The sequence below is a fragment of the Cupriavidus sp. GW823-FHT07A04 genome, assembly GCF_058794615.1.
This window is the reverse complement of sequence record NZ_JBXAHA010000009.1, coordinates 270,696-294,458: the sequence shown is the minus strand read 5'-3', so window position 1 is coordinate 294,458 and position 23,763 is coordinate 270,696. Positions and strand designations below refer to the sequence as shown.

Genomic DNA, 23,763 nt, shown 5'->3' with positions numbered 1-23,763 from the left:
ATGACAAAATTTCTGGAAAACCAGGTCGCGCTGGTAACCGGCGCATCGCGCGGCATTGGCCGCGCCATCGCACTGGAACTGGCCGCCCAGGGTGCCACGGTGGTGGGTACCGCCACCAGCGAGGCGGGTGCAGCAGCCATCAGCGAATACCTGGCGGCAGCTGGCGGCAAGGGCCGCGGCGCCGTGCTTAACGTCAATGATGCGGCGGCGTCAGAAGCGCTGATCGACGAACTGGTCAAGGCGCATGGCAGCCTGGGCGTGCTGGTGAACAACGCCGGCATTACCCAGGACCAGCTCGCCATGCGCATGAAGGACGAGGACTGGAGCGCGGTGATCGAGACCAACATGACGGCGGTGTTCCGCCTGTCGCGCGCCGTGCTGCGCCCAATGATGAAGGCCCGCGGTGGCCGTATCATCAACATCACCTCGGTGGTCGGCTCGACCGGCAACCCGGGCCAGATGAACTACGCGGCGGCCAAGGCCGGCGTGGAAGGCATGAGCCGCGCGCTCGCACGCGAGATCGGCAGCCGCAACGTCACCGTCAATTGCGTGGCGCCGGGCTTTATCGATACCGACATGACCAAGGTCCTGTCGGAAGAGCAGCATGCTGCACTGAAGACGCAGATCCCGTTGGGCCGGCTCGGCCAGCCGGAAGACATCGCGCATGCGGTGGCCTTCCTGGCAGGTCCGCAGGCGGCCTACATCACTGGTACAACGCTCCATGTGAATGGTGGCATGTACATGAATTGATCACCTTGTGCAGTGGCCGGTTTCGAGGGAGAAGCCGGCAGAAGCTGTGCGAAGTGGTTATTTTTAAAACTGATCGGGCGCAGTTCTTGCAATAGATGGCGGGGGGCATTTTTATGGCCCAAACCTGCTAAAATGCGCCCACTTTTTGTCGAACTTCCCTGGAGGGTTACATGGACAATATCGAACAACGCGTCAAGAAAATCGTGGCAGAGCAACTCGGCGTGGCCGAGGCAGACATCAAGACCGAATCGTCGTTTGTGAACGACCTGGGCGCTGACTCGCTCGACACGGTTGAACTGGTGATGGCGTTGGAAGATGAATTCGGCATGGAAATTCCTGATGAGGAAGCCGAGAAGATCACGACCGTGCAACAGGCAATCGATTACGCCACTGCACACGTCAAGGCTTAAGCCTGTCGTATCTGAATTCCGAGCCACAGAAGGCAGGCGCGTGGGCCCATGGGTCCGCTGCGTTGTTTTCTGTGGCTTTCGTCTGTTCGAAGAAGCACAATTGGATGCGTTGCGCCGGTGTCGGTGCGGCCAGTTGCTGGCCGTTGGCTGGCATCGATTCCCAATCCGGTTTTGCTTCACGTACCCGTAGGAAATCATAGTGAGCCGTCGTCGCGTCGTCGTCACTGGGCTTGGCCTTGTGTCTCCGGTCGGAAACACGGTTGCCGAAGGCTGGGCCAACCTGGTTGCCGGCAAGTCTGGCATTGCCACCGTCACCAAATTCGATCATTCCGCGCTTGCCGTGCACTTCGCTGGCGAGGTCAAGGGGTTCAACGCCGAGGACTACATCCCGGCCAAGGAAGCCCGCCATATGGATACCTTTATCCACTATGGCATCGCAGCGGGTTCGCAGGCGCTGAAGGATAGCGGCTACGAAGTGACCGAAGCCAATGCCGACCGCATTGGCGTGCTGGTCGGATCGGGCATCGGCGGCCTGCCGATGATCGAGGATACCCACGCGGAGCTGACCAATCGCGGTCCGCGCCGGATCTCCCCGTTCTTCGTGCCTGGCTCGATCATCAACATGATCTCGGGCCACCTGTCCATCATCCATGGACTCAAGGGTCCCAACCTGGCCGCGGTCACGGCTTGCACCACCGGCCTGCACAGCATTGGCCTGGCGGCCCGCCTGATCCAGGCGGGGGACGCCGACGTGATGCTGGCCGGTGGCGCTGAATCCACCGTCTCCCCGCTGGGCATTGGCGGTTTTGCCGCAGCGCGTGCGCTGTCGACCCGTAACGATGACCCCGCAGCCGCCTCCCGCCCCTGGGACAAGGATCGCGATGGCTTCGTGCTGGGCGAGGGCGCCGGTGTGGTCATGCTCGAGGAGTACGAGTCGGCCAAGGCGCGTGGCGCCAGGATCTATGCGGAGCTGATCGGCTTCGGCATGAGCGGCGACGCTTACCACATGACCGCGCCCAATATGGACGGCCCCCGCCGCTGCATGGCCAACGCCCTCAGGGATGCTGGCATCAATGCGGATGAAGTCGGCTACCTGAATGCGCACGGCACCTCGACTCCGCTTGGTGACAAGAACGAGACCGAAGCGATCAAGCTGGCCTTTGGCGATCATGCCTACAAGCTGGCTGTCAACTCGACCAAGTCGATGACTGGCCACTTGCTGGGTGGCGCGGGCGGGCTTGAGTCGGTCTTCACCGTGCTGGCGCTGCACCACCAGGTGTCGCCGCCGACCATCAACATTTTCAACCAGGATCCCGAGTGCGACCTGGATTACGTGGCCAATACGGCACGTGAACTGAAGATCGATGTAGCGGTGAAAAACAACTTCGGCTTCGGCGGCACCAACGGCACGCTTGTCTTCCGTCGCGCCTGAACCCGGCGGCCGCCGGGTGGCTTCCCCTTTGCGTTCCAGGATCCATCCCTTGCGGTGGGCCTTGGTGCTGTTCCTGGCCTGCGAGCTGGCAACGTTCGCGTTGCTGGCCTGGCAAGGCGTGCAGGAACTGGGGCGCTCGGCGCAAGGCTGGGATTTCACGCAGTGGCTGTTGGTAGCCGGCCTGGCCGGGTTGTGCGGCTGGCTGGCCTGGCATTGGCCCAAGCTCTGGCACGGTGCCGCCTGTGCCTACGGCGGCCTTGCGCCAGGGCGGGACCGTACCGGCCGGCCTGGCATCCTGGTCGATATGCCGGACGGCAGCCGCGCGATAGCGAGGGTGGAATCCAGCTGGGAACTGGGCGAGCTGGCGCTCGTGCTGGCCCTGGAGCCGGTGGCCGGACGGCCACCACGTGTGCTGGTGGTCAATCGCGCATTTGCCGGTGCCAGCGCTTTGCGCGCCCTGAGGCGCACTATTCGGGTTGCGCGCCGTGAAGGCCCGGCGGCCGGCGAGGCCGGCTGATGTGCGGCTATTTCAACCATTCTTCACAATATGCGTTGCAACGCACTGACCGTGCGGTCCGCAACGTAGGTAAAATACAACGTTTGTCGTGAAGACGATACCAAGAGATACACTGCAGGTGAAATATTCGTGAGCGAACGCGAAGCCGATCAGCTCCTCGTTGAACGCGTCCAGCAGGGCGATAAGCGGGCCTTTGAATTGTTGGTGGTGAAATACCACCGCAAGATCATCAGGCTCATTTCGCGTTTGGTGCGGGATTCCGCGGAAGTGGAGGATGTGGCACAAGACGCCTTCATCAAGGCGTATCGTGCGTTGCCGCAATTTCGCGGTGAGTCGGCGTTCTACACCTGGTTGTACCGGATTGCGGTGAACACGGCGAAGAACTACCTGGCGACCCAGGGGCGCCGGCCGGAAGCCTCCAGTGATATCGATGCCGAAGAGGCTGAAACTTTTGCGGACGGTGAGCAACTAAGAGATATCAATACGCCGGAGTCGATGCTCCATACCCGCCAGGTGGCCGAGACGGTCAACCGCGCGATGGAAGCACTGCCCGAGGAATTGCGCACCGCCATCACCCTTCGCGAGATCGAGGGCCTCAGTTATGAGGAGATCGCGGAAGCCATGGGTTGCCCGATCGGCACGGTCCGGTCACGCATCTTCCGGGCGCGCGAGGCGATTGCCGATAAATTGCGCCCGCTGCTCGGAACAGCAGAGGGCAAGCGGTGGTAGTAGGTAGTGATACCTAGTGGTAAGCAGTAAATAAAATGTCGTGCGGCCAGCGTTGCAGCCTATTCCTGCATCGAAAAACGACAAAGCAGTAGACGGGATTGTCGGTTGTTCAATGGTTTTTCTAGGGGTGGGAAATGGGTCAGGCTCATAAGCAGTCGGTTCATGAAGTGGAAGCAGCGGAGCAAATCTCCGTGCTGATGGATGGCGAGCTGGCGCCGCACGAAGTAAACGCCGTGTTGGATCTCGCGAAAAGCGAGGCAGGCATGGCGAGTTGGGCCTCTTATCAATTGATTGGCGATGCCCTGCGTTCGGAAGAACTGACGCATGCCGGCTCGACCGATGACTTTCTTTCCCGGTTTTCCGCTCGTCTGGACAGTGAGCCGCATGTGCTGGTGCCCGCCGTCGCCAAGGCGTCGTCGGCTCATCGCCTGCTGTTCAAGCCGTCGTGGGTGCGGCGCGTCATGCCGAGCACCGCGATTGCCGCTGCAGTGGCCGCCGTCAGCTGGGTAGCCGTGCCGCAGATGCGCGGCGCCGCCGACCTCGGCACACCGGATGCGGTAGTGGCGCGTGTCGAGCAACCTGCAGCGCCCAAGGCTGGCGGCATCGTGACTGTCTCCGCCGATAACGCGCAGATGATCCGCGATCCCCGTCTGGATGAATATCTTCGCGCTCACCGCGTCTCGGTTGCCACCGATGCGGTAGTGCCGACCATGCGCCAAGTGGCTAACAGCGCAAACTTCTCTCAGGACAATTCGCAGGAATAATGCCGGACATGCATAAAGGATGGTCGCCCGCCAACGTAGCGGGCGCACACAGAATTAGGGCCCTTCGCAGGTCCTTTTTTCTGGCCTTGTGTCTGACTGCGGCTGCGGCAACTGCGCAGCCGCCGGACAATACGCTGGCCCGTCGCGACGCAACGGCCTGGCTCAACAAGATCCATCGCGCGGCCCAGCGCGAGAATTATGTCGGCACGCTGATTTATCAGCGTGGCAGCGTGATGCATGCATCGCGTATCCAGCACTACAGCGATCTCGTCAACAACGAGTATGAACGGCTTGAAACCCTTGACGGCAAGCCGCGCGAGGTGCTGCGCCAGAACGACATCGTCCACAGCCTGATTCCCGAGGCCAAGCTGGTGGTGGTGGAGAAGCAGGAGGCCAAGGATCGTTTCCCGGCGCTGCTGGCCACCAACAAGAACGATGTGCTCGATATCTACGATATGCGCAAGCTTCCGGGCGAGCGCGTGGCTGGCGTCGAGTGCGAGGTCTTTTCGCTCGAGCCGCATGACGCGGCGCGCTACGCCGTGCGGCTTTGGGCGGAGAAGAATTCCGGCTTGCTGATGCGTGCACAGACCCTGGGCGAGGGCGGCAAAGTGCTGGAACAGGTTGCTTTTTCGCAAGTCGATATCGGCGTGCCATCGGAAAAGCAGCGCATTCTCACGGCCATCAAGAACTCCGGCTCCTGGACTCACTATGAGGTGACCAACCATCCGGCCAATATTGCCGATGAAGGCTGGAGCATCGCGGTTCCGGTCAAGGGGTTCCTGAAGATCCGCGAGGTTCGCCGCCCGCTGGGAGAACTGCGCGCACCGCAGGCCAACCCGCGCGGCAATGTCTTCGAAGTGCTCCAGGTCGTCTACAGCGATGGCTTGACCGGCCTGTCGGTGTTTATCGAGCCGGTTTCCGAGCAGCGCGTGCGCCGCGAAGGCGTCGCCTCGCTGGGTGCCACGCAGGTCGTGGTACGCCGCGTAGCCGATTTCTGGATCACCGTGGTGGGTGAAGTCCCGCCGGCCACAGTGAGGCAGTTTGCCTCGGCGGTAGAATACAAACCACCGAAAGCCCACTAGGCCGGATCGCGGCGTTGCCGCAGGCGTGAACACCGCCTGTGGGCCGCCACCGATCGGCAACCCTGCCGCCTGTGCTTTCTTCCTCTTTTCGCTGATTTCCCGGGAGTCGACGATGTCACCAAGATCTCCAGCCTTGGCTCGGACCGTGCTCATGGCTGCCATTCTCGCCTTTGCGCCCTTTGTCGCGGAGTTGAGTCACGCGCAGGCCGCCGCGCCATCCTATAACCTGCCCGACTTCACCGATCTGGTGGAAAAGGCCGGACCGGCTGTCGTGAACATCCGTACTACCGAGCGCGTGCGCGCGCGCGGCACGCCGGGGGGGACGGAAGATGACGAAATGGCAGAGTTCTTCCGCCGTTTCTTTGGCGTGCCCATGCCAGGTGCACCCACGCCGCCGGGTGCCCCGCGCCGTGGCCAGCCGCCGCAAGGCGAGGAGCAGAGTCGTGGCGTGGGATCGGGTTTTGTCATTAGCCAGGATGGCTATGTGATGACCAATGCCCACGTTGTTGCTGATGCGGAAACCATCTACGTCACGCTGCCCGACAAGCGTGAATTCAAGGCCAAGCTGATCGGCTCGGACAAGCGCACCGATGTCGCCTTGCTCAAGGTCGAGGCGACCGGCCTGCCCAAGCTGACGCTCGGCGATTCGGACAAGGTTCGCGCTGGCGAATGGGTGCTGGCCATTGGTTCTCCCTTTGGCCTCGATAACACCGTGACTGCAGGCATCGTCTCCGCCAAGGGGCGCGATACGGGTGACTACCTGCCGTTCATCCAGACCGATGTGGCGGTCAACCCCGGCAATTCTGGCGGTCCGCTGATCAACCTGCGTGGCGAGGTGATCGGCATCAACTCACAGATCTACAGCCGCAGCGGCGGCTATATGGGTATCTCCTTCGCCATCCCGATTGACGAAGCCATGCGGGTCACCGAGCAGCTCAAGGCGACCGGCAAGGTCACGCGCGGACGCATCGCGGTGGCAATCGGTGATGTGACCAAGGAAGTTGCCGATTCGCTCGGCCTGGGCCGCGCCCGGGGCGCGCTGGTCGGCAGCGTCGAGCCCGGCGGCCCTGCCGAGAAGGCGGGGATCGAGGCTGGTGACATCATTCTCAAGTTTAACGGCCGCGACATCGAGAAGGCGTCGGATCTGCCGCGCATGGTTGGCGACATCAAGCCGGGCACGCGCGTTCCGCTGCAGCTCTGGCGCAAGGGCGCGACGCGCGAGATGTCCATCACCGTGGCCGAGCTGGATGCGGATGCGAAGGTGAAAACCCGCGGCAATGGACCGCGCGACGATAACACCCCGCCGGCGGCCAAGCCCAATGCGCTTGGATTGATCGTCAATGAGATTCCCGACGCAAAGCTCAAGGAGCTCAAGATCAAGTCGGGGGTCGAGGTCGAGCAGGCGGATGGTCCGGCGATGCGTGCCGGCATTCGACAGGGCGACATCATCCTGCGGTTGGGTGACAGCGACGTGACCAGCCCTAAGCAGTTCAACGAACTGGTCAAGGGACTCGACAAAGCCAAGATCGCAGCGGTGTTCGTGCGCCGCGGGGATGCCACCCAGGTGCTGACCCTGAGGCCGGGCACGATGTCCTCGCGCTGACCGGCGCCGCCATCATGGCCGATCTCACACTGTATGGCAGGAGCTACTGCCATCTGTGCGAGGACATGAAAATCGCGCTGGAGCCGCTCCGGCGCGATTTTTCCTTTGTCTTGCACGAGGTGGACGTGGATGCCGATCTGGCGGCCATAGCCCGTTTCGACGAGCTGGTGCCCGTGCTGATGGCCGGTTCCCCGGCCGGCCCGGACGTGGAGCTGTGCCATTACTTTCTTGACGAAAAGCGGGTGCGAGCGTGGTTGGCCGCACATGCGGGGCCGCGGGCGGGCGAACAGGTGGGTAATGGGGCGTTCGATGGCACATAAGTGCGCCCGGCAAAGCCTGGTCTGGCTGCAGGGCTAGCGCCGTGGTCCATTTCGCAATACGGAAGTCCTTGAAAATACGGTAAAATCGCACTTTGGCGCAAAGTCTGCGTCACCAACCTGCGGCCGGGATCGGCGTGCGCCCAGCAGGGCGCCAGTTCCAGGCCGTTCATAATTGCTGCGCCGCCCGGCGTGCCCACGCGGGCACTTCGTGGCCTGAAACGGCGCACCCCTGAGTATCAGATGGACCATATCCGCAATTTCTCGATCATCGCCCACATCGACCACGGTAAATCGACCCTGGCCGACCGCATCATCCAACTCTGCGGAGGCCTGTCCGATCGCGAGATGGAAGCGCAGGTGCTTGACTCGATGGACATCGAGAAGGAGCGCGGCATCACCATCAAGGCGCAGACCGCCGCGCTGAGCTACAAGGCGCGTGACGGCAAGATCTACAACCTCAACCTCATCGACACCCCGGGACACGTCGACTTCAGCTATGAAGTGAGCCGCTCGTTGTCCGCCTGCGAAGGCGCGTTGCTGGTGGTCGATGCCTCGCAGGGCGTGGAAGCGCAGACCGTCGCGAACTGCTACACCGCGATCGAGCTCGGCGTGGAAGTGGTGCCGGTATTGAACAAGATCGACCTGCCGTCAGCCGATCCCGAAAACGCGATCCGCGAGATCGAGGAAGTGATCGGCATCGACGCGCATGACGCCACGCCTTGCTCGGCCAAGACCGGCCTCGGCGTGCAGGACGTCATTGAGGCGATGATCGCCCGCGTGCCGCCGCCCAAGGGCGATCCCGCCGCTCCGCTGCAGGCCCTGATCATCGACTCGTGGTTCGACAACTACGTGGGCGTGGTGATGCTGGTGCGCGTGGTCAACGGCACCCTCAAGCCCAAGGACAAGGTCCTGCTGATGGCCACGGGCTCGCAGCACCTGGTCGAGCAGGTCGGCGTGTTCTCGCCCAAGTCGCTGCCGCGCGAGTCGCTGCAGGCAGGGCAGGTGGGCTTCGTGATCGCCGGCATCAAGGAATTGAAGGCCGCCAAGGTGGGTGACACCATCACCACCATGGCGCGCAAGGCGGCCGAGCCGCTGCCTGGTTTCAAGGAAGTCAAGCCGCAGGTGTTCGCCGGCCTGTACCCGGTGGAAGCCAACCAGTACGAAGCGCTGCGCGAATCGCTGGAAAAACTCAAGCTCAACGACGCATCGCTGCAGTACGAGCCCGAGGTGTCGCAGGCGCTTGGCTTCGGCTTCCGCTGCGGCTTCCTGGGTCTGCTGCACATGGAGATCGTGCAGGAGCGCCTGGAACGCGAATTCGACATGGACCTCATCACCACCGCACCGACGGTGGTGTACGAGGTCGACATGCGCGACAAGACCAAGCTGATCGTGGAGAACCCGGCCAAGATGCCGGACCCGAGCCGCATCGAGAACATCCTCGAGCCCATCGTCACGGTCAACCTGTACATGCCGCAGGCTTACGTCGGCTCGGTGATCACGCTGTGCACGCAGAAGCGCGGCACGCAGATCAACATGAGCTATCACGGCAAGCAGGTGCAGCTTACGTATGAGATTCCGATGGCGGAAATCGTCATGGACTTCTTCGACCGGCTGAAGTCCGTGTCGCGCGGCTACGCCTCGATGGACTACGAGTTCAAGGAGTATCGCGCCGCCGACGTGGTCAAGGTGGACATCCTGATCAACGGCGACAAGGTCGATGCCTTGTCCGTGATCGTGCACCGCTCCAACTCGCAGTACCGTGGCCGCGAAGTCGTGTCCAAGATGCGCGAGATCATCCCGCGCCAGATGTACGACGTCGCCATCCAGGCCACCATCGGCGTCAACATCATCGCGCGCGAGAACGTTAAGGCGCTGCGCAAGAACGTGCTTGCCAAGTGCTACGGCGGGGATATCTCGCGTAAGAAGAAGCTGCTGGAGAAGCAAAAGGCAGGCAAGAAGCGCATGAAGCAAGTGGGTTCGGTCGAGATTCCCCAGGAGGCCTTCCTCGCGATCCTGCAGGTGGGCGACAAGTAAGCCGGCTGGGCCGCGCCGGCACTGCCGGCAGGCTTCTGGCAGTGGTTGACGCGGACTCTATCAAAACAACACGACGATCTAGCCGACATGAATTTTGCACTGATCCTTTTTGTGCTTGTGGTTATTACGGGCATTGCCTGGGTGGCCGACAAACTGGTGTTCGAGAAACAGCGGCGGCTTTCCGCCCAGTCCGCGCTGGCCGAGTTCGATGCGCGCAAAGCCGATCTCCAGGGACGCTACGGCGTCGGCGAGATCGACACGTCGCGTAGCCGCCTCGCCGAGGAAAAGCTGCGCCAGCCTTGGTGGCTGGAGTATTCCGCAAGCTTCTTCCCGGTAATCCTGGCCGTGTTCGTGCTGCGCTCCTTCGTGGTCGAGCCGTTCAAGATCCCGTCCGGCTCGATGATCCCGACGCTGCTGATCGGCGACTTCATCCTGGTCAACAAGTACGACTACGGCATCAGGCTGCCGGTGGTGAACAAGAAGATCCTCTCGGTCGGCGACCCGAAGCGCGGCGACGTGATGGTGTTCCGCTACCCGAAGGATCAGTCCCTCGACTACATCAAGCGTGTGATCGGCGTGCCGGGCGATGTGGTGAGCTACCAGAACAAGCGACTGACCATCAACGGCAAGGCCGCCGATTACAGCCCGCTGCCCGATTACCTGGATGAAGAACGGCTTTCGTATTCGAAGCACTTCCGCGAGAAGCTGCCCGACGGCCCGGAGCACGGTATCCTCAACGACGCCGACCGGCCGCCGTTTGTCTCCGGCGCGGACCCCGATTTTCCGTTCCGCGAAAACTGCACTTACAATCAGCAGGGGCTGACCTGCAAGGTGCCGCAAGGTCACTATTTTGTGATGGGCGACAACCGCGACAACAGCCTGGATTCACGTTATTGGGGCTTCGTGCCCGATCAGAATATTGTCGGCCGGGCATTCCTGATCTGGATGAACCTCGGCAATATCGGACGCGTGGGGGCGTTCAAGTAAGCCTTCCGCGGCGCGAATAAATCACTCCAGTCAAGCGAGGGAAAGCGCAACATGGGTCAACAGGGTCAGAGTGGTCAGAAGGGTCAGGCTGGTCAAACGGCACTGGCAGAACAAACGGATCAATCGCGTCGGGAGGTTGGTTCAAGGAGGGGGAGGGCGCGTCTGGCGGGGCGGTACAAGGTGCGCGGATTCTCCCTTGGCAGCTTGCTGATCGTCATCTTGATCGTCGGAGGCATCGTGATCCCGGCGGTCAGGGCGATTCCAAGCTTGCTGGAGTACTTTTCGGTCAAGCGCGCCATCAGCTATGCCAAGCAACAGGCATCCAACAAGCGCGAAGTGGCCGATTATTTCGCCAAGCAGGCACAGATTGACCGAATCACCGCTGTGCGCAGCGACGATCTGGACATTCACGAGGACGACAATGGCACGATCCGCTCGGTGGGTTTTTCCTACCGTAACGAGGTGCCGTTATACGGCCCTCTGAGCCTTATGATTACCTATTCGGGAACGCAGTACTGACATGAACCTCGATGCCTTGCAGCAACGCCTCGGCTACCGCTTCAGCAAGCCAGAATTGCTGCAGCAGGCGCTGACGCACCGCAGCCACAGTGCCTTGCACAACGAGCGCCTGGAATTCCTGGGCGATTCGGTGCTGAACTGCGCCGTGGCCGATATGCTGTACGGCATGTTCAGCAAGCTCGACGAAGGCGATCTCTCCCGCGTGCGCGCCAACCTGGTCAAGCAGCAGGCGCTGTATGAAATTGCCCAGATGCTGCAGTTGTCCGAAGCGCTGCGCCTGGGCGAGGGCGAACTGAAGAGCGGCGGTTTCCGCCGCCCTTCGATTCTTGCCGATGCGCTGGAAGCCATCGTCGGCGCCGTATTCCTCGATGCCGGCTTCGAAGGTGCGCGCACACTGATCCGCAAGCTCTACATCCCCATCCTCGAGCAGGTGGATCCGCGCACACTGGGCAAGGATGCCAAGACGCTGTTGCAGGAGTACCTGCAAGGCCACAAGATAGCCCTGCCGCAATATAACGTGATCGCCACCCATGGCGCCGCGCATAATCAGCAGTTTGAAGTCGAGTGCACCGTGCCTAAACTGGAAGTGCGGGTGTTCGGTACCGGCGCGTCGCGCCGTGCCGCCGAACAAGCCGCCGCCAAGCTGGCGCTCGACGAGGTGCAAAAACTCGTGCCCCAGTTGCTCAAGCGCAGCCGGGCCGAGCGCACCGGCAAGACGCGCAAGCAGCCGGTGCCGCCCGATCCCCAGTTGTCTCTCAGGTTGAAGGAATGACCGAATCTACCAATCCGCAGCAAGATGCCGCGGGTACCCCAAGCGCAGCCTTTCGTTGCGGCACCGTGGCGATTGTCGGGCGTCCCAACGTCGGCAAGTCCACGCTGATGAACGCGCTGGTTGGCCAGAAGGTCAGCATCACCTCCCGCAAGGCGCAGACCACGCGCCACCGCATCGTTGGCATCCAGACTACCGAGGACGCCCAGTTCGTCTTCGTCGATACGCCGGGTTTCCAGACCCGCCATGCCAGCGCGCTGAACCGCTCGCTGAACCGTGCCGTCACCTCGACCCTGTCGTCGGTGGACCTGGTGCTGTTCGTGGTTGAGGCCGGCTACTACGGCGCCGACGACGAGAAGGTGCTGTCGCTGCTGCCCAAGAAAGTGCCGGTGCTGCTGGTCACCAACAAGCTGGATCGCCTTGGCGCGGACCGGGCCGAGGTGATGATGCCCTTCCTGGAAAAGATGGGGCACCAGTTCCAGTTCGCGGAAGTGGTGCCGATGTCGGCCAAGACCCACGATCACATCGAGCGCTTGCTCGCCATCATCCGGCCTTACTTGCCGGAAGGTGAGCCGATGTACGACGCCGACTCCATGACCGATCGCAGCGAGCGCTTCATGGCCTCGGAGATCATCCGCGAGAAGGTGTTCCGCTGGACCGGCGACGAGCTGCCCTACACCAGCACGGTCATCATCGAGAAATTCGAGACCGAAGGCCGGCTGCGGCGCATCTTTGCCACCATCCTGGTCGAGCGCGATGGGCACAAGGCCATGATCATCGGCAACAAGGGCGCCAAGCTCAAGACCATTTCCACGGAGGCCCGCATCGACATGGAGAAGCTGTTCGACGGCAAGGTCTACCTGGAGATGTTCATCAAGGTCAAGAGCGGCTGGGCCGACAACGAAGCTGGATTGCGCGCCTACGGCTATGAGTGATAGAGCGGGCGGGCCTGCCCTGAAGGCCCGCCGCATTGACCCGGTGGTGGAAGAAGCCGCCGAACTGCTGGGCAGCCATGCCGTGCCTGGCATGGCAGTGGCGGAGCAGCGCGCGATGATGGATCGCGCGTTGCGCATTGTGCCGGCGCGCACCGAGCTGCGCGTCGCCAACCAGCCCGGCTTCGTGCTGCATGCCTGGCCTTACCGCGAAACCAGCCTGATCCTCGACGTGTTCACGCGTGACCACGGGCGCGTCGCCATGGTGGCCAAGGGCGCCAAGCGGCCGCATTCGGCGCTGCGCCCGGTACTCCAGCATTTCCAGCCGATCTCCCTGTCATGGAGCGGCCGCGGCGAGGTCAAGACACTGACGCGCGCGGAGTGGGTTGGCGGCATGCTGCCGCTGGCAAGCGACGCCTTGCTCTCGGGTTTTTATCTCAACGAATTGCTGCTGCGCTTTTGCGCCCGCGAAGACGCCCACGTTACCCTGTTTCGCCAGTACATGGCCACGCTGACCCAGCTCTCGCACGGCGAGCCTGCCGGACTGGTGCTGCGCGGCTTCGAGCGTGTGCTGCTGCAGGAAACCGGCTTTGCGGTCGCTTTCGACGAGTGCGCCAATTCCGGCGAGACGGTCGAGCCGGAGCTGGACTATGTCTACCAGCCCGAGCGGGGCGTGCGTCGCGCGCAGGCCAGCGATCCATCATCCTGGCCGGTGGTTTCCGGCCAGACGCTGCTCGACATGTCGCAGGACGACTATAGCCGTACACAAACTGTCACGCAAAGTCGTGCCCTGATGCGCTTCCTGCTGCATTATTATTTGCAAGGCGCGCCGCTGAAGACGCGCCAGATTTTGATCGACCTGCACTATCTCTGATTTGTTTCCGAGCCTTTAGAGCCCACCCGCATGATCTTCCACGCGCATCCCGGCGTCATCGACCTTGGCGTCAATATCGACCACGTGGCCACGCTGCGCAATGCGCGCGGCACGGTCTATCCCGATCCGATCCAGGCAGCGCTGCAGGCCGAGCAGGCCGGCGCCGACCTGATCACGCTGCACCTGCGCGAAGACCGCCGCCATATCCGCGATGCTGACGTGCACGCGCTGCGCCCGCTGCTGGCCACGCGCATGAACCTGGAGTGCGCGATCACCCAGGAAATGCTCGACATCGCCTGCGGGATCCGTCCGCAGGATGTCTGCCTGGTGCCCGAGCGGCGCGAGGAAGTCACCACCGAAGGCGGCCTGGACGTAGCCGGGCGCTTCGAGCAGGTCAAGGCCGCCTGCCGCCAACTGGCCGATGCGGGCATTCGCGTCTCGCTGTTCATCGATGCGCAGGTAGAGCAGATCGAAGCCGCTGCCGCTTGCGGCGCGCCTGTGGTGGAACTGCACACCGGGCGTTACGCCGATGCGCATTCGGCCGAGGAGCAGGCCGCCGAGTTGCGCCGCGTCGCCGAAGGCGTCGATGCCGGCGTGCGGCTTGGCCTGGTGGTCAACGCCGGCCACGGCCTGCACTACACCAATGTGCAGCCGGTGGCCGCGCTGCATGGCATCAAGGAACTGAATATCGGCCACGCCATCGTCGCGCATGCGGTCTTTGTCGGCTGGCAGAATGCCGTGCGCGAGATGAAGGCCATCATGGTTGCCGCGCGGCTGGGCACTACCTATCCGCGCCCGGACGCCGCAGCGTGATCTACGGCATCGGCACCGACATCATCCAGATCGAGCGCGTGCAGGGCGTGATGGAGCGCACGCGCGGCCGGTTTGCCGAGAAGGTGCTCGGTCCGCAGGAACTCCAGAAGTACCACGCCCGCAAGGCGCGCTCGGAAAAACGCGGGCTCGCTTTCCTGGCCACGCGTTTCGCTGCCAAGGAGGCCTTCTCCAAGGCGATCGGCCTGGGCATGCGCTGGCCGATGACCTGGCGCGCGATGGAGCTGCTGAACCTGCCCTCCGGCGAGCCGTATCCGCATTGCCACGGCGAGCTCGACGCCTGGCTGCGGGAGCGCGGCCTCGTGGTGCGGGTCAGTGTCAGCGACGAACACGATTATGCGGTCGCTTTTGCGATTGCCGAGCCGGGCGGCGCTGGCGTCAGCCTGCCGCTCGCCTCCCAGCCTAGTGAAGAATCCAAATGATCAAGAAGATTTCCGGTAAACGGCCGGGTCCGGTTGTACTCGATGTCAAAGGCAAGCAACTCGATACGGACGATGTCCGCCGCATCTCTCACCCGCTGACCGGCGGCGTGATCCTGTTCGCGCGCAACTTCGAGTCGCGCGCGCAACTGCAGGCACTGACGCATGAGATCCGCGCCGTGCGCGACGATGTGCTGATCTGCATCGATCACGAGGGTGGCCGGGTGCAGCGCGCCAAGACCGATGGCTTCACGCACCTGCCGGCCATGGCCCGGCTTGGCGCGTTGTGGGACCAGGACGTGCTGGCGGCAACCAAGGCGGCCGTGGCCTGCGGCTACGTGCTGGCGGCCGAGTTGCGCGCGTGCGATATCGACCTGAGCTTCACCCCCGTGCTCGACCTGGACTACGGGCTCAGCGCCGTGATCGGCGACCGTGCCTTCCACGCTGACCCGCGTGTGGTGACCATGCTCGCCAACCACCTGACCCACGGCCTGCTGCTTGCCGGCATGGCCAATTGCGGCAAGCACTTCCCGGGGCACGGCTTTGTGGCCGCGGATTCGCATGTGGCCGTGCCGGTGGACGAGCGCGGCCTTGACGAGATCCTCTCGCAGGATGCGCGCCCTTACGAGTGGATGGGGATGACGCTGTCATCGGTGATGCCGGCGCACGTGATCTACCCCAAGGTCGACCCGCACCCGGCCGGCTTCTCTCGCTACTGGCTGCAGGACGTGCTGCGTACCCAGTTGGGCTTCGAAGGCGTGATCTTCAGCGATGACCTGAGCATGGAAGGGGCCAGCGTGGCAGGCACGGTGACCGAGGCTGCGCGTGCTGCCTTGGGCGCCGGATGCGACATGGTGCTGATCTGCAACCATCCGGAGCGGGCCGACCAGTTGCTGGATGAGCTCGATGTGCGTATCGGCAAGACCTCGCAACGCCGTATCCGCCGCCTGTTCGGGCGCCGCAAGCCGCTGGACTGGAACAAGTTGATGCAAGAGGCGGAGTACGCCGCCGCGATGGGCGTGCTCAAGCGCCACGGCCTGATAGCCTGACGCCGCATTCGCCGAAGACCGCTAAGCAGCAGGGAAAAGAAAAGGGCAGCCGAAGCTGCCCTTTTTCCGTTGCGCCACCCGCGCTGCGGATGGCGGCGAATCAGCTGCGCTTAGTTTGCGCGGCTGCGGTATTCGCCGGTACGGGTGTCGATTTCGATCTTGTCGCCGATGCTGCAGAACAGCGGCACTTGCAGCTCGAAGCCGGTGTTGATCTTGGCGCCCTTGAGCACCTTGCCCGACGAGGTGTCGCCCTTGACGGCCGGCTCGGTGTAGGTGATCTCGCGGACCAGCGTGGTCGGCATATCCACCGAGATGGCCTTGTCGTTGTAGAACACCACTTCGACGGTCATGCCGTCTTCGAGGTAGTTCAGCGAGTCACCCATGCTGTCCTGCTCGACTTCGTACTGGTTGAAGTCGGTATCCATGAACACGTACATCGGGTCGGCGAAGTACGAGTAGGTGCATTCGCGGCGTTCCAGCATCACGACTTCAAACTTGTCGTCAGCCTTGAAGACGGATTCACCCGGGGCTTCCGTCAGCAGGTTCTTGTACTTCATCTTGACCACGGCGGAGTTGCGGCCCGACTTGTTGTACTCAGCCTTCTGCACGACCATCGGGTCGGTACCGATCATGAATACGTTGCCGACGCGGAGTTCTTGTGCGGTTTTCATCTGAACTATTTCCTGAAAAAGAATGTCTCGGAATTCGGTATGGCGAAGGCGCTCTGCCGACACACTGCGCGCAAGCTTGCGCGGGGCGTTTCCGTCTTCCGGCCTGGTCACCATCAAAATAACCCACTATTTTACCCGATTTTCGCAGAAGGCCACGAGATTTGCGGCCAGGTCGCCGAGGTGCTGCAGGCTGCGCTGCCACCGCTCGGTGGCGGCACCCAGCACGGGCAGATGGGGGCGCAGGCGCGACCAGTCAGGTGATTCACCATCCTTATTCCAGCTGTGCCAGAAGGTGGAAAGTGCATTGACAACCTCAATCTGGCCGCTTTGTTCCAGCCGATGCCGGAACAGAGCCAGGAAGGCATCGAGCTTGACCATGTGCGCCGCGTCGGATTGCGGGTAGATATGCCAGACAAAGGGTCGGCCAGCCCACTGCGCGCGCACGAACGAATCCTCGCCACGCACGAAGTTCAGGTCGCATAGCCAGAGCAGTTCATCGTAGTGCTCCTGGCGCACAAAGGGCACCACCTGTACGGTCAGGTTGCCGCGCTCGAAGGCGCTGCCGGGCATGCAACCGGCCGCCCCGAACCATTCGCTTGCCTGTTGCGCCGCCAGGCCGGCCGGAACCAGGCACTGGACCGGGTCTGGGCCATCCCGCCATTGCGCGAGCAGCGCTGGCAAAGCCGCGTTGGCATACGCGAACAGGCTGACTTTCAGCGCGCCGTCGATGGGCTGGAAGCCAAGGCGATGCCAGAGCGCGGCTTGGGCCGCGGGGCTGGTGCGCAGGTGCTCGCGCTGCATGCCGAGCATGGCTTCGCGCAGCAGGCCGCCCGTGCCGGGCTCGAAGCCGGGGAAGAAGAAATACTTGACCAGTGGCAGGCGCGGGTGGGGCGAGGCCATGCCGTGGTGTTCCCTGACCCAGGGCTCGGCGCTCATGTATTCGAGATTGATCCAGGCCGGTTTGGGCTCGCATACAGCCATGGCGGCCAGGAATGTGGCCGGCAGGTCGCAGGCGAAGGACTCGATCACCGCATCGTGCGGCGTGACCCCCGCGAAGCGCGCGGCGCTCTCCTCGGCGCTTTCCTCGTCCGCGCGCCGCCACGGGCGAATCGTCACGCCGGCAAGCACTTGCTCTGGGGCGGCGACGTCGAGGCCTGGCGCAAGGCGCGCGAAGCTGGCCAGGTCATCCACCCACAGGCGCACGGCGTGGCCGTGTTCCTGGGCCAGCTGGCGTGCCAGCCGCCAGCAGACGCCGATATCGCCATAGTTGTCGATGACGGTGCAGAAGATGTCCCAGGAGCGGATGGCGCGATCGGGCTGAGTGGGCATGGTGGCGGGACTCCGCAAGGATTTGCTCTAAACTTGCGATTTTAGAGCTTGTTGCGCCTTGGCCCTGCCGGGTATGCGCGCCACCGGCCAATCCACGGTCAATTCGCTACCGATGTCCCAGCAGGAACCTGAAACCCACGATCAGGGCGCGTCCGCCTCCACCCAGCCGGATGGGTTGCCCGAGCAGCCGGCCAAGGCGTCCTTGGCGGCCCCTGCCGAACCTGTGTCGGACGCTCCATTCGACGCCAAGGCCGTGATTGCGCAATTGCCCGGCCTGCCCGGGGTCTACCGCTACTTCGATGCCCAAGGCAATGTCCTTTACGTGGGCAAGGCGCGCGACCTGAAAAAACGCGTCTCCAGCTACTTCAACAAGACGCTGCTGTCGCCGCGCATTGCCATGATGGTGGCCAAGATCGTGCGCATCGATACCACGGTGGTGCGCACCGAGGCCGAGGCGCTGCTGCTGGAGAACAACCTGATCAAGGCGCTGGCGCCGCGCTACAACATCCTGTTCCGCGACGACAAGTCGTATCCGTTCGTCAAGCTGACCAGCCATCGCTTCCCGCGCATGGCCTACTACCGCGGCGCCACCGACCGCAAGCATCAGTATTTCGGGCCGTTCCCCAGCGCGGGCGCTGTGCGGGAGAGCATGCAGATCCTGCAGCGCGTGTTCCAGTTGCGTACCTGCGAGGACACCGTCTTTACCAATCGCACGCGGCCATGCCTGCTGCATCAGATCCACCGTTGCACCGGGCCTTGCGTGGGCGCCATCAGCGAGGCGGATTACACGCGCGATGTCAGCAACGCGGCGCGCTTCTTGCAAGGCCGTCAGAACGAGGTGCTCGAAGGCTTGCAGGCGAAGATGGAAGAGCACGCCGGGCGGCTGGAGTTCGAGCAGGCGGCGGCGGTGCGCGACCAGATCGGCGCGCTGTCCACCGTGCTCAAGCGGCAGGCCGTGGAGGAGGTCGGGCAGTCCAGCGATATCGACGTGCTTGCGGTAGCGGTGGAGGGTGGCCGTGCGTGCGTCAACCTGGCGATGGTGCGCGGCGGCCGCCATCTTGGCGACAAGGCGTATTTCCCGGCGCACGTCGAGGAGGGCGCGATGATTGTCGGGCACCAGGACGAGGATGCCGGTGCCAGCGCGCCAATCGAGCCTGGCGTTGCAGCTGGCGAAGGCGCGGCAGCGCTCGGCGGCCCGGCCGGCATACCGGTCGAGCGCATCGCCGCCGAGGTGCTGTCCGCCTTCATGGCGCAGCACTATCTGGACCAGGCCGTGCCGCCGATCCTGGTGGTGAGCCACCTGCCGCCGGACAAGGCCCTGTTGGAGGCATTGTCGATGCAGGCGGGGCGCAAGGTCACGCTGGTGCGCCAGCCGCAGGGGCAGCGCCGGTCCTGGCTCGAGATGGCGCAGAAAGGCGCCGAGCTGGCGCTGTCGCGCCGCCTGGCTGAGCAAGGCAGCCAGCAGGCCCGTACGCGCGCGCTGGCCGAGACAATCGGCATCGACATGGAAGACCTCGCTTTGCTGCGGGTCGAATGCTTCGACATCAGCCACACCGCTGGCGAGGCCACGCAAGCGTCTTGCGTGGTCTTCCACCATCATGAAATGCAGAACGCCGAGTACCGCCGCTACAACATCCAGGACATCACGCCTGGCGACGACTACGCCGCCATGCGTCAGGTGCTGACCCGCCGCTACCAGAAGCTGGTGGAGATGCTGGAGCAGGCGCCGGCGCAGGAGCCCGTCCCCGAGGGGGGCGAGCAAGGCGGCGAGGCGGGGGCGTCCGGTGCGCTGGCGCTGGTGCCGAACGTGGTGCTGATCGATGGCGGCAAGGGCCAGGTGGAGGTTGCGCGCCAGGTGTTCGAGGAGCTTGGCCTCGATATCGGGTTGTTGGTCGGCGTGGCCAAGGGCGAGGGCCGCAAGGTCGGGCTGGAGACGCTGATCTTCGCCGATGGCCGCCCTTCGCTGGAGCTGGGGCAGGGCAGTGCGGCACTGATGCTGGTGGCGCAGATTCGCGACGAGGCGCACCGTTTTGCCATTACCGGCATGCGCGCGCGCCGCGCCAAGGTGCGCAACACCTCGCGGCTGGAGGAGATCGAGGGCGTCGGCGCCCGCCGCCGGCAGAAGCTGCTCACGCGCTTTGGCGGCCTGCGCGGGGTGGTCGCGGCCAGCATCGACGAATTGGCCAGCGTCGATGGCATCTCGCACGCGCTGGCCGAGGAAATCTATCGGCAGCTACATTGATCCGGCCAAATCCGATGCCAATGTGGCAGGAAATGCTCGGCCATCGTTGAAATAGGCGACAATCTCGGCGTTGCCCATTGCCGTCGTCTCGTTCCGAGCCCCCATGCCGCTGAATATACCGATCCTGCTGACCTGGCTCCGTGTTGCCATGATTCCCCTCGTGGTGGGCGTGTACTACCTGCCTGAAGCATGGCTGCCCATGCATGCCAAGAACATGACGGCAGCCGGTTTTTTCATCGTGGCCGCGGTCACAGACTGGCTGGACGGTTTCCTGGCCAGGCGCTGGAACCAGACGTCTTCCTTTGGCGCCTTTCTCGATCCGGTCGCCGACAAGCTGATGGTGGCGGCCGCGCTGCTGTCGCTGCTGGCGCTGGGCCGGGTGGCCGACCTGATCGCGCTGGTGATCATTGGCCGGGAGATCACCATCTCCGCGCTGCGCGAGTGGATGGCGCAGATCGGGGCGTCGAAGAGCGTCGCGGTGAATTTCCTCGGCAAGCTCAAGACCACCTTCCAGATGATCGCGATCCCTTTGCTGCTCTTCAACGATAGCCTGTTCGGCATCGTCGATGCTTCCGTGCTGGGCGCATGGCTGATCTATGTGGCGGCGGTGCTGACCCTGTGGTCGATGTTCTATTACATGAAGCTGGCGTGGCCGCAGATTCGCGAGCGCAGTGGCTTGAGTGGCGAGGCCACCGCACAAAAGTGATGGTTCGATGAAAAATATGCTTGACGACCACGCCGCTGATTTGCAATAATCCTGTTCTCGCTTCTGACGAAACAAACCGAACGAAGCGAAAAGCAGCAAGAATGTAGCGAGATGTGAGCGGTATCGGCACAGAAGCTGTGTTTTAAGTAAGAAGTTAGCAGGATCCTGCGGGAGTAGCTCAGTTGGTAGAGCGCAACCTTGCCAAGGTTGAGGTCGCGAGTTCGAGCCTCGTCTCCCGCTCCAGGTTTCGGTTAAGTCTGGAAGTCCACAATGTGTGTTTTGTGGTTCCAGGTTGGCACGCAGAGTAGTCAAAGTAGTAAATGCGGGAGTAGCTCAGTTGGTAGAGCGCAACCTTGCCAAGGTTGAGGTCGCGAGTTCGAGCCTCGTCTCCCGCTCCAATCCCAAAGGGAAGCACCGCTTCCCTTTTTGTTTGTGATGGTAGTGCGCAAGCGCAGCCCGGCAGGGTCTGGCGAATGCGGCTACAATCCAGCAGCCGTCACCCGGCGGGGTGGCAGAGTGGTCATGCAGCGGCCTGCAAAGCCGTGTACGCCGGTTCGATTCCGACCCCCGCCTCCAGTACTTCAAGCACTTAGCGCTACCCTAACCGGTGGCGCTTTTTGCTTTCTGGCGATCCGATCGCTGGCGCCATCCGCACCGGCAATTCCCTCTTCCTTTCCCCTCCTTCTTCCCCCTCTTTTTTCCCCTCAAATTTCCGCTAGATTGCGCGTCTCGGCTCTTTTTTGTCGTTTATCCTCTCCGATTTTTAGGACAAGTCCTAATATCGTCGCTTATTTTTGTTGTATTTCCCAATTCTGCTTCAGCTATTCCAGTGGCTGCCGTAAAGGCGGATGTGAGGGTCGTCCAAAAGACGGCTCACCGGATTCCGAGATTGTTGCAAGCGCGCTTCCAAAACAGACTGCTTGACCCCGTTCCCGTTGCTCACGGGCGTCATTTCATCGTCCACCTTTCTTGGAGAATCGGTGCCGCCCTCTCGCGCGCGCCGACATTGCGTCATGAACATCACCCAACGCCTCTTAGCTACCTTGTCGCTGGCCTTGCTGGCCCTGCTTGCCGTCGGAGTCGGCGGCCTCTGGCAGCTTCGCGAGTCGCAGGAGCGTTTTACCTACTTCAATGACAACACGCTCATCAGCGTTCGCACGCTGAGCGACCTGCGGGATACCGTCAGCACCATGCGCGTGTCGCTCTACCGCTATGCCTTGTCGCCGGAGGCGAGCAGCCGCGCCGAAGCCACGAAGGCGTTGGCGGAGGCGGATGCGGTTTTCGACAGCACGGTCGCGACCTACGAGCGCAGCGATATTTCCGACGAGACAGACCGCCAGATGCTGGAGGCGGACCGCGCCGCGGCGAGGCAATATCGCGCGGAGCGGGAGCGCTTCCTGGAGCGCTTCGCCGCCAACGACGATGAAGGTGCGCGTGGCATGCTGATGGGGGGCTCGCTCTTTGTCGCGGCCTCGGCGCTGCGCACCGCCATCAACAAGCACGTGGCGTATAACGCGGGTCTGGGCGAGCAGGTGGTGGTGAGCAACGGCAAGGCATACGGACTGGCCTTGACGGTCTTCTCGGCGATCATTGCCTGCGGCTTTCTGGTTACCGGTACGCTTGGCTATTCGCTCTACCGCCACATCCACAACAGCCTTGCCGAGATTGAGCAGACCCTGCGCTATGTGAGCGAGTCGCTCGACCTCAATCGCCGCGCTTCGGTGCGCCATGAGGATGAGATCGGGCGCACGGCGATTGCTTTCAACCAGTTGATAGAGCGCGTGGCGTCGGCACTGCATGAAGTCCGCTCGTCGACCGACTCGGTCAGTACGGCCGCCCACCAGATTGCGGCGGGCAACGCGGATCTGTCCACGCGTACCGAGCAGCAGGCGGCATCGCTGGAGCAGTCTGCCGCCAGCATGGAAGAGTTGACCACGACCGTGCGCCAGAATGCCGACAATGCGCGCCAGGCCAGCAGCCTGGCGGACAATGCCGCCGAGGTGGCGGAGCAAGGCAGCACGGCCGTGCAGCAGATGGTGGAAACCATGGGTGCAATCAGCACCAGTTCCACCCGCATTGCTGAAATCACCACGCTGATCGAGGGCATCGCCTTCCAGACCAATATCCTCGCGCTCAATGCGGCGGTCGAGGCGGCGCGCGCCGGCGAGCAGGGCCGCGGCTTTGCGGTTGTGGCTGGCGAGGTACGCAGCCTGGCCCAGCGTTCGTCCAGCGCGGCGAAGGAAATCAAGGATTTGATCGACACCTCGGTGGACACGGTTCGCCAGGGCTCGACGCAGGCCGAGGGTGCGGGCAAGACCATGAGCGAGATTCGCCAGGCCGTGCGGCGCGTCTCCGACATCATCGGGGAGATTGCCGCGGCGTCGAGCGAGCAGAGCACCGGGATCGAGCAGATCAACCAGGCCGTCGGGCAGATGGACCAGGTCACGCAGCAGAACGCAGCTTTGGTGGAGCAGGCGGCAGCGGCTGCGCAATCGCTGGAAGAGCAGGCCGACAAGCTGCGCGATACCGTGGCGACGTTCCAGTTGGCCGGGCGGTAGGACTTCAGGGCGGCGGGATGGCAGGTGGGGCGGCGCACTTGCGCGGGGATGGGGGCACATCCTGCCCCGATTCCGCGCTTTGCCATTGTGGTGATCGTGTTACATTCCATGTTGTAGTCTTCACGGGGCGTTCAGGGGATATCCGACCTGAACAGCGTGCCATCGTCGTCCGCTTGGACTCATGCCGCGCTTTTTGCCTCCAGGCTGCCGTAAAACTCCCGTTCCCGTTTTCCCTC

Annotated in this window: 23 protein-coding genes and 3 tRNA genes; 24 read left to right on the top strand and 2 right to left on the bottom strand. The window is 63.0% G+C overall.

Annotated elements, in window-relative coordinates:
• The 18 genes from fabG to nagZ all read left to right on the top strand — a co-directional run bounded on the left by fabG (position 1) and on the right by nagZ (position 16,021).
• Entirely contained in the window at positions 1-750 is a 750-nt protein-coding gene (gene fabG, locus AC1Q7Q_RS17940) for a 3-oxoacyl-ACP reductase FabG (RefSeq protein WP_043347885.1), read from the top strand.
• Positions 751-920: 170 nt separating this feature from the next.
• Positions 921-1,160 (top strand): acyl carrier protein, encoded by a 240-nt coding sequence (gene acpP, locus AC1Q7Q_RS17935; protein WP_009522116.1) that lies wholly within the window; start codon positions 921-923, stop codon positions 1,158-1,160.
• 199 nt (positions 1,161-1,359) lie between these two features.
• Positions 1,360-2,592, top strand: a complete 1,233-nt coding sequence (fabF, locus tag AC1Q7Q_RS17930; protein ID WP_492374594.1) for a beta-ketoacyl-ACP synthase II — start codon at positions 1,360-1,362, stop codon at positions 2,590-2,592.
• 49 nt (positions 2,593-2,641) lie between these two features.
• Positions 2,642-3,109 (top strand): hypothetical protein, encoded by a 468-nt coding sequence (locus AC1Q7Q_RS17925; RefSeq protein WP_492374593.1) that lies wholly within the window; start codon positions 2,642-2,644, stop codon positions 3,107-3,109.
• Positions 3,110-3,238: 129 nt separating this feature from the next.
• Complete coding sequence (rpoE, locus tag AC1Q7Q_RS17920) at positions 3,239-3,838, top strand: RNA polymerase sigma factor RpoE (protein WP_006158605.1); 600 nt, start codon at positions 3,239-3,241, stop codon at positions 3,836-3,838.
• Positions 3,839-3,972: 134 nt separating this feature from the next.
• Complete coding sequence (locus AC1Q7Q_RS17915; RefSeq protein WP_150983159.1) at positions 3,973-4,602, top strand: sigma-E factor negative regulatory protein; 630 nt, start codon at positions 3,973-3,975, stop codon at positions 4,600-4,602.
• Positions 4,603-4,610: 8 nt separating this feature from the next.
• A complete protein-coding gene (locus AC1Q7Q_RS17910; RefSeq protein ID WP_492374592.1) occupies positions 4,611-5,684 on the top strand; it encodes a MucB/RseB C-terminal domain-containing protein in 1,074 nt (357 codons plus the stop codon).
• A gap of 112 nt (positions 5,685-5,796) precedes the next feature.
• The gene (locus AC1Q7Q_RS17905; protein ID WP_492374611.1) at positions 5,797-7,287 is read left to right on the top strand and encodes a DegQ family serine endoprotease; all 1,491 of its coding nucleotides are present in this window, start codon (positions 5,797-5,799) and stop codon (positions 7,285-7,287) included.
• A gap of 14 nt (positions 7,288-7,301) precedes the next feature.
• Positions 7,302-7,607, top strand: a complete 306-nt coding sequence (locus AC1Q7Q_RS17900; protein WP_492374591.1) for a glutaredoxin family protein — start codon at positions 7,302-7,304, stop codon at positions 7,605-7,607.
• Positions 7,608-7,847: 240 nt separating this feature from the next.
• Positions 7,848-9,641 carry a translation elongation factor 4 gene (gene lepA / locus AC1Q7Q_RS17895; RefSeq protein ID WP_150983163.1) on the top strand — a complete coding sequence of 598 codons (1,794 nt, stop codon included), beginning with the start codon at positions 7,848-7,850 and terminating at the stop codon, positions 9,639-9,641.
• A gap of 87 nt (positions 9,642-9,728) precedes the next feature.
• Complete coding sequence (gene lepB / locus AC1Q7Q_RS17890; RefSeq protein WP_174425133.1) at positions 9,729-10,628, top strand: signal peptidase I; 900 nt, start codon at positions 9,729-9,731, stop codon at positions 10,626-10,628.
• Positions 10,629-10,679: 51 nt separating this feature from the next.
• Positions 10,680-11,147 (top strand): DUF4845 domain-containing protein, encoded by a 468-nt coding sequence (locus AC1Q7Q_RS17885; RefSeq protein ID WP_492374590.1) that lies wholly within the window; start codon positions 10,680-10,682, stop codon positions 11,145-11,147.
• Between the two features lies 1 nt (position 11,148).
• On the top strand, positions 11,149-11,919 hold the full coding sequence (gene rnc, locus AC1Q7Q_RS17880) for a ribonuclease III (protein ID WP_020205117.1): 771 nt from the start codon (positions 11,149-11,151) through the stop codon (positions 11,917-11,919).
• Positions 11,916-12,851, top strand: coding sequence for a GTPase Era (era, locus tag AC1Q7Q_RS17875; RefSeq protein ID WP_174425095.1), 936 nt, complete (start codon positions 11,916-11,918; stop codon positions 12,849-12,851). Before rnc ends, era begins: the two co-directional genes overlap by 4 nt.
• A complete protein-coding gene (recO, locus tag AC1Q7Q_RS17870) occupies positions 12,844-13,722 on the top strand; it encodes a DNA repair protein RecO (protein ID WP_416049174.1) in 879 nt (292 codons plus the stop codon). The genes era and recO overlap by 8 nt, the downstream gene beginning before the upstream one ends.
• 30 nt (positions 13,723-13,752) lie before the next feature.
• The gene (pdxJ, locus tag AC1Q7Q_RS17865; RefSeq protein WP_492374589.1) at positions 13,753-14,535 is read left to right on the top strand and encodes a pyridoxine 5'-phosphate synthase; all 783 of its coding nucleotides are present in this window, start codon (positions 13,753-13,755) and stop codon (positions 14,533-14,535) included.
• Complete coding sequence (acpS, locus tag AC1Q7Q_RS17860) at positions 14,532-14,975, top strand: holo-ACP synthase (RefSeq protein ID WP_492374588.1); 444 nt, start codon at positions 14,532-14,534, stop codon at positions 14,973-14,975. Before pdxJ ends, acpS begins: the two co-directional genes overlap by 4 nt.
• Complete coding sequence (gene nagZ, locus AC1Q7Q_RS17855) at positions 14,972-16,021, top strand: beta-N-acetylhexosaminidase (RefSeq protein WP_492374587.1); 1,050 nt, start codon at positions 14,972-14,974, stop codon at positions 16,019-16,021. Before acpS ends, nagZ begins: the two co-directional genes overlap by 4 nt.
• A 110-nt stretch (positions 16,022-16,131) precedes the next feature.
• Here the strand turns inward: nagZ and efp are convergent, their stop codons facing one another.
• Together efp and earP are read right to left on the bottom strand one after the other, a co-directional pair.
• Positions 16,132-16,692, bottom strand: coding sequence for an elongation factor P (gene efp, locus AC1Q7Q_RS17850; protein WP_043347839.1), 561 nt, complete (start codon positions 16,690-16,692; stop codon positions 16,132-16,134).
• A gap of 126 nt (positions 16,693-16,818) precedes the next feature.
• Positions 16,819-18,021 carry an elongation factor P maturation arginine rhamnosyltransferase EarP gene (gene earP / locus AC1Q7Q_RS17845; RefSeq protein ID WP_492374586.1) on the bottom strand — a complete coding sequence of 401 codons (1,203 nt, stop codon included), beginning with the start codon at positions 18,019-18,021 and terminating at the stop codon, positions 16,819-16,821.
• 112 nt (positions 18,022-18,133) lie between these two features.
• On the opposite strand from earP, the gene uvrC reads away from it, so the two are divergent.
• The 6 genes from uvrC (at position 18,134) to AC1Q7Q_RS17815 (ending at position 23,527) form a co-directional block, all read left to right on the top strand.
• Complete coding sequence (gene uvrC, locus AC1Q7Q_RS17840; protein WP_492374585.1) at positions 18,134-20,263, top strand: excinuclease ABC subunit UvrC; 2,130 nt, start codon at positions 18,134-18,136, stop codon at positions 20,261-20,263.
• Between the two features lie 103 nt (positions 20,264-20,366).
• Positions 20,367-20,969, top strand: coding sequence for a CDP-diacylglycerol--glycerol-3-phosphate 3-phosphatidyltransferase (gene pgsA, locus AC1Q7Q_RS17835; RefSeq protein WP_043347835.1), 603 nt, complete (start codon positions 20,367-20,369; stop codon positions 20,967-20,969).
• 167 nt (positions 20,970-21,136) lie between these two features.
• A tRNA-Gly gene (locus AC1Q7Q_RS17830) sits at positions 21,137-21,212 on the top strand.
• Between the two features lie 79 nt (positions 21,213-21,291).
• A tRNA-Gly gene (locus AC1Q7Q_RS17825) sits at positions 21,292-21,367 on the top strand.
• A gap of 104 nt (positions 21,368-21,471) precedes the next feature.
• A tRNA-Cys gene (locus tag AC1Q7Q_RS17820) sits at positions 21,472-21,545 on the top strand.
• Between the two features lie 437 nt (positions 21,546-21,982).
• Complete coding sequence (locus AC1Q7Q_RS17815) at positions 21,983-23,527, top strand: methyl-accepting chemotaxis protein (RefSeq protein ID WP_492374584.1); 1,545 nt, start codon at positions 21,983-21,985, stop codon at positions 23,525-23,527.
• The last annotated feature ends 236 nt before the right edge of the window (positions 23,528-23,763 follow it).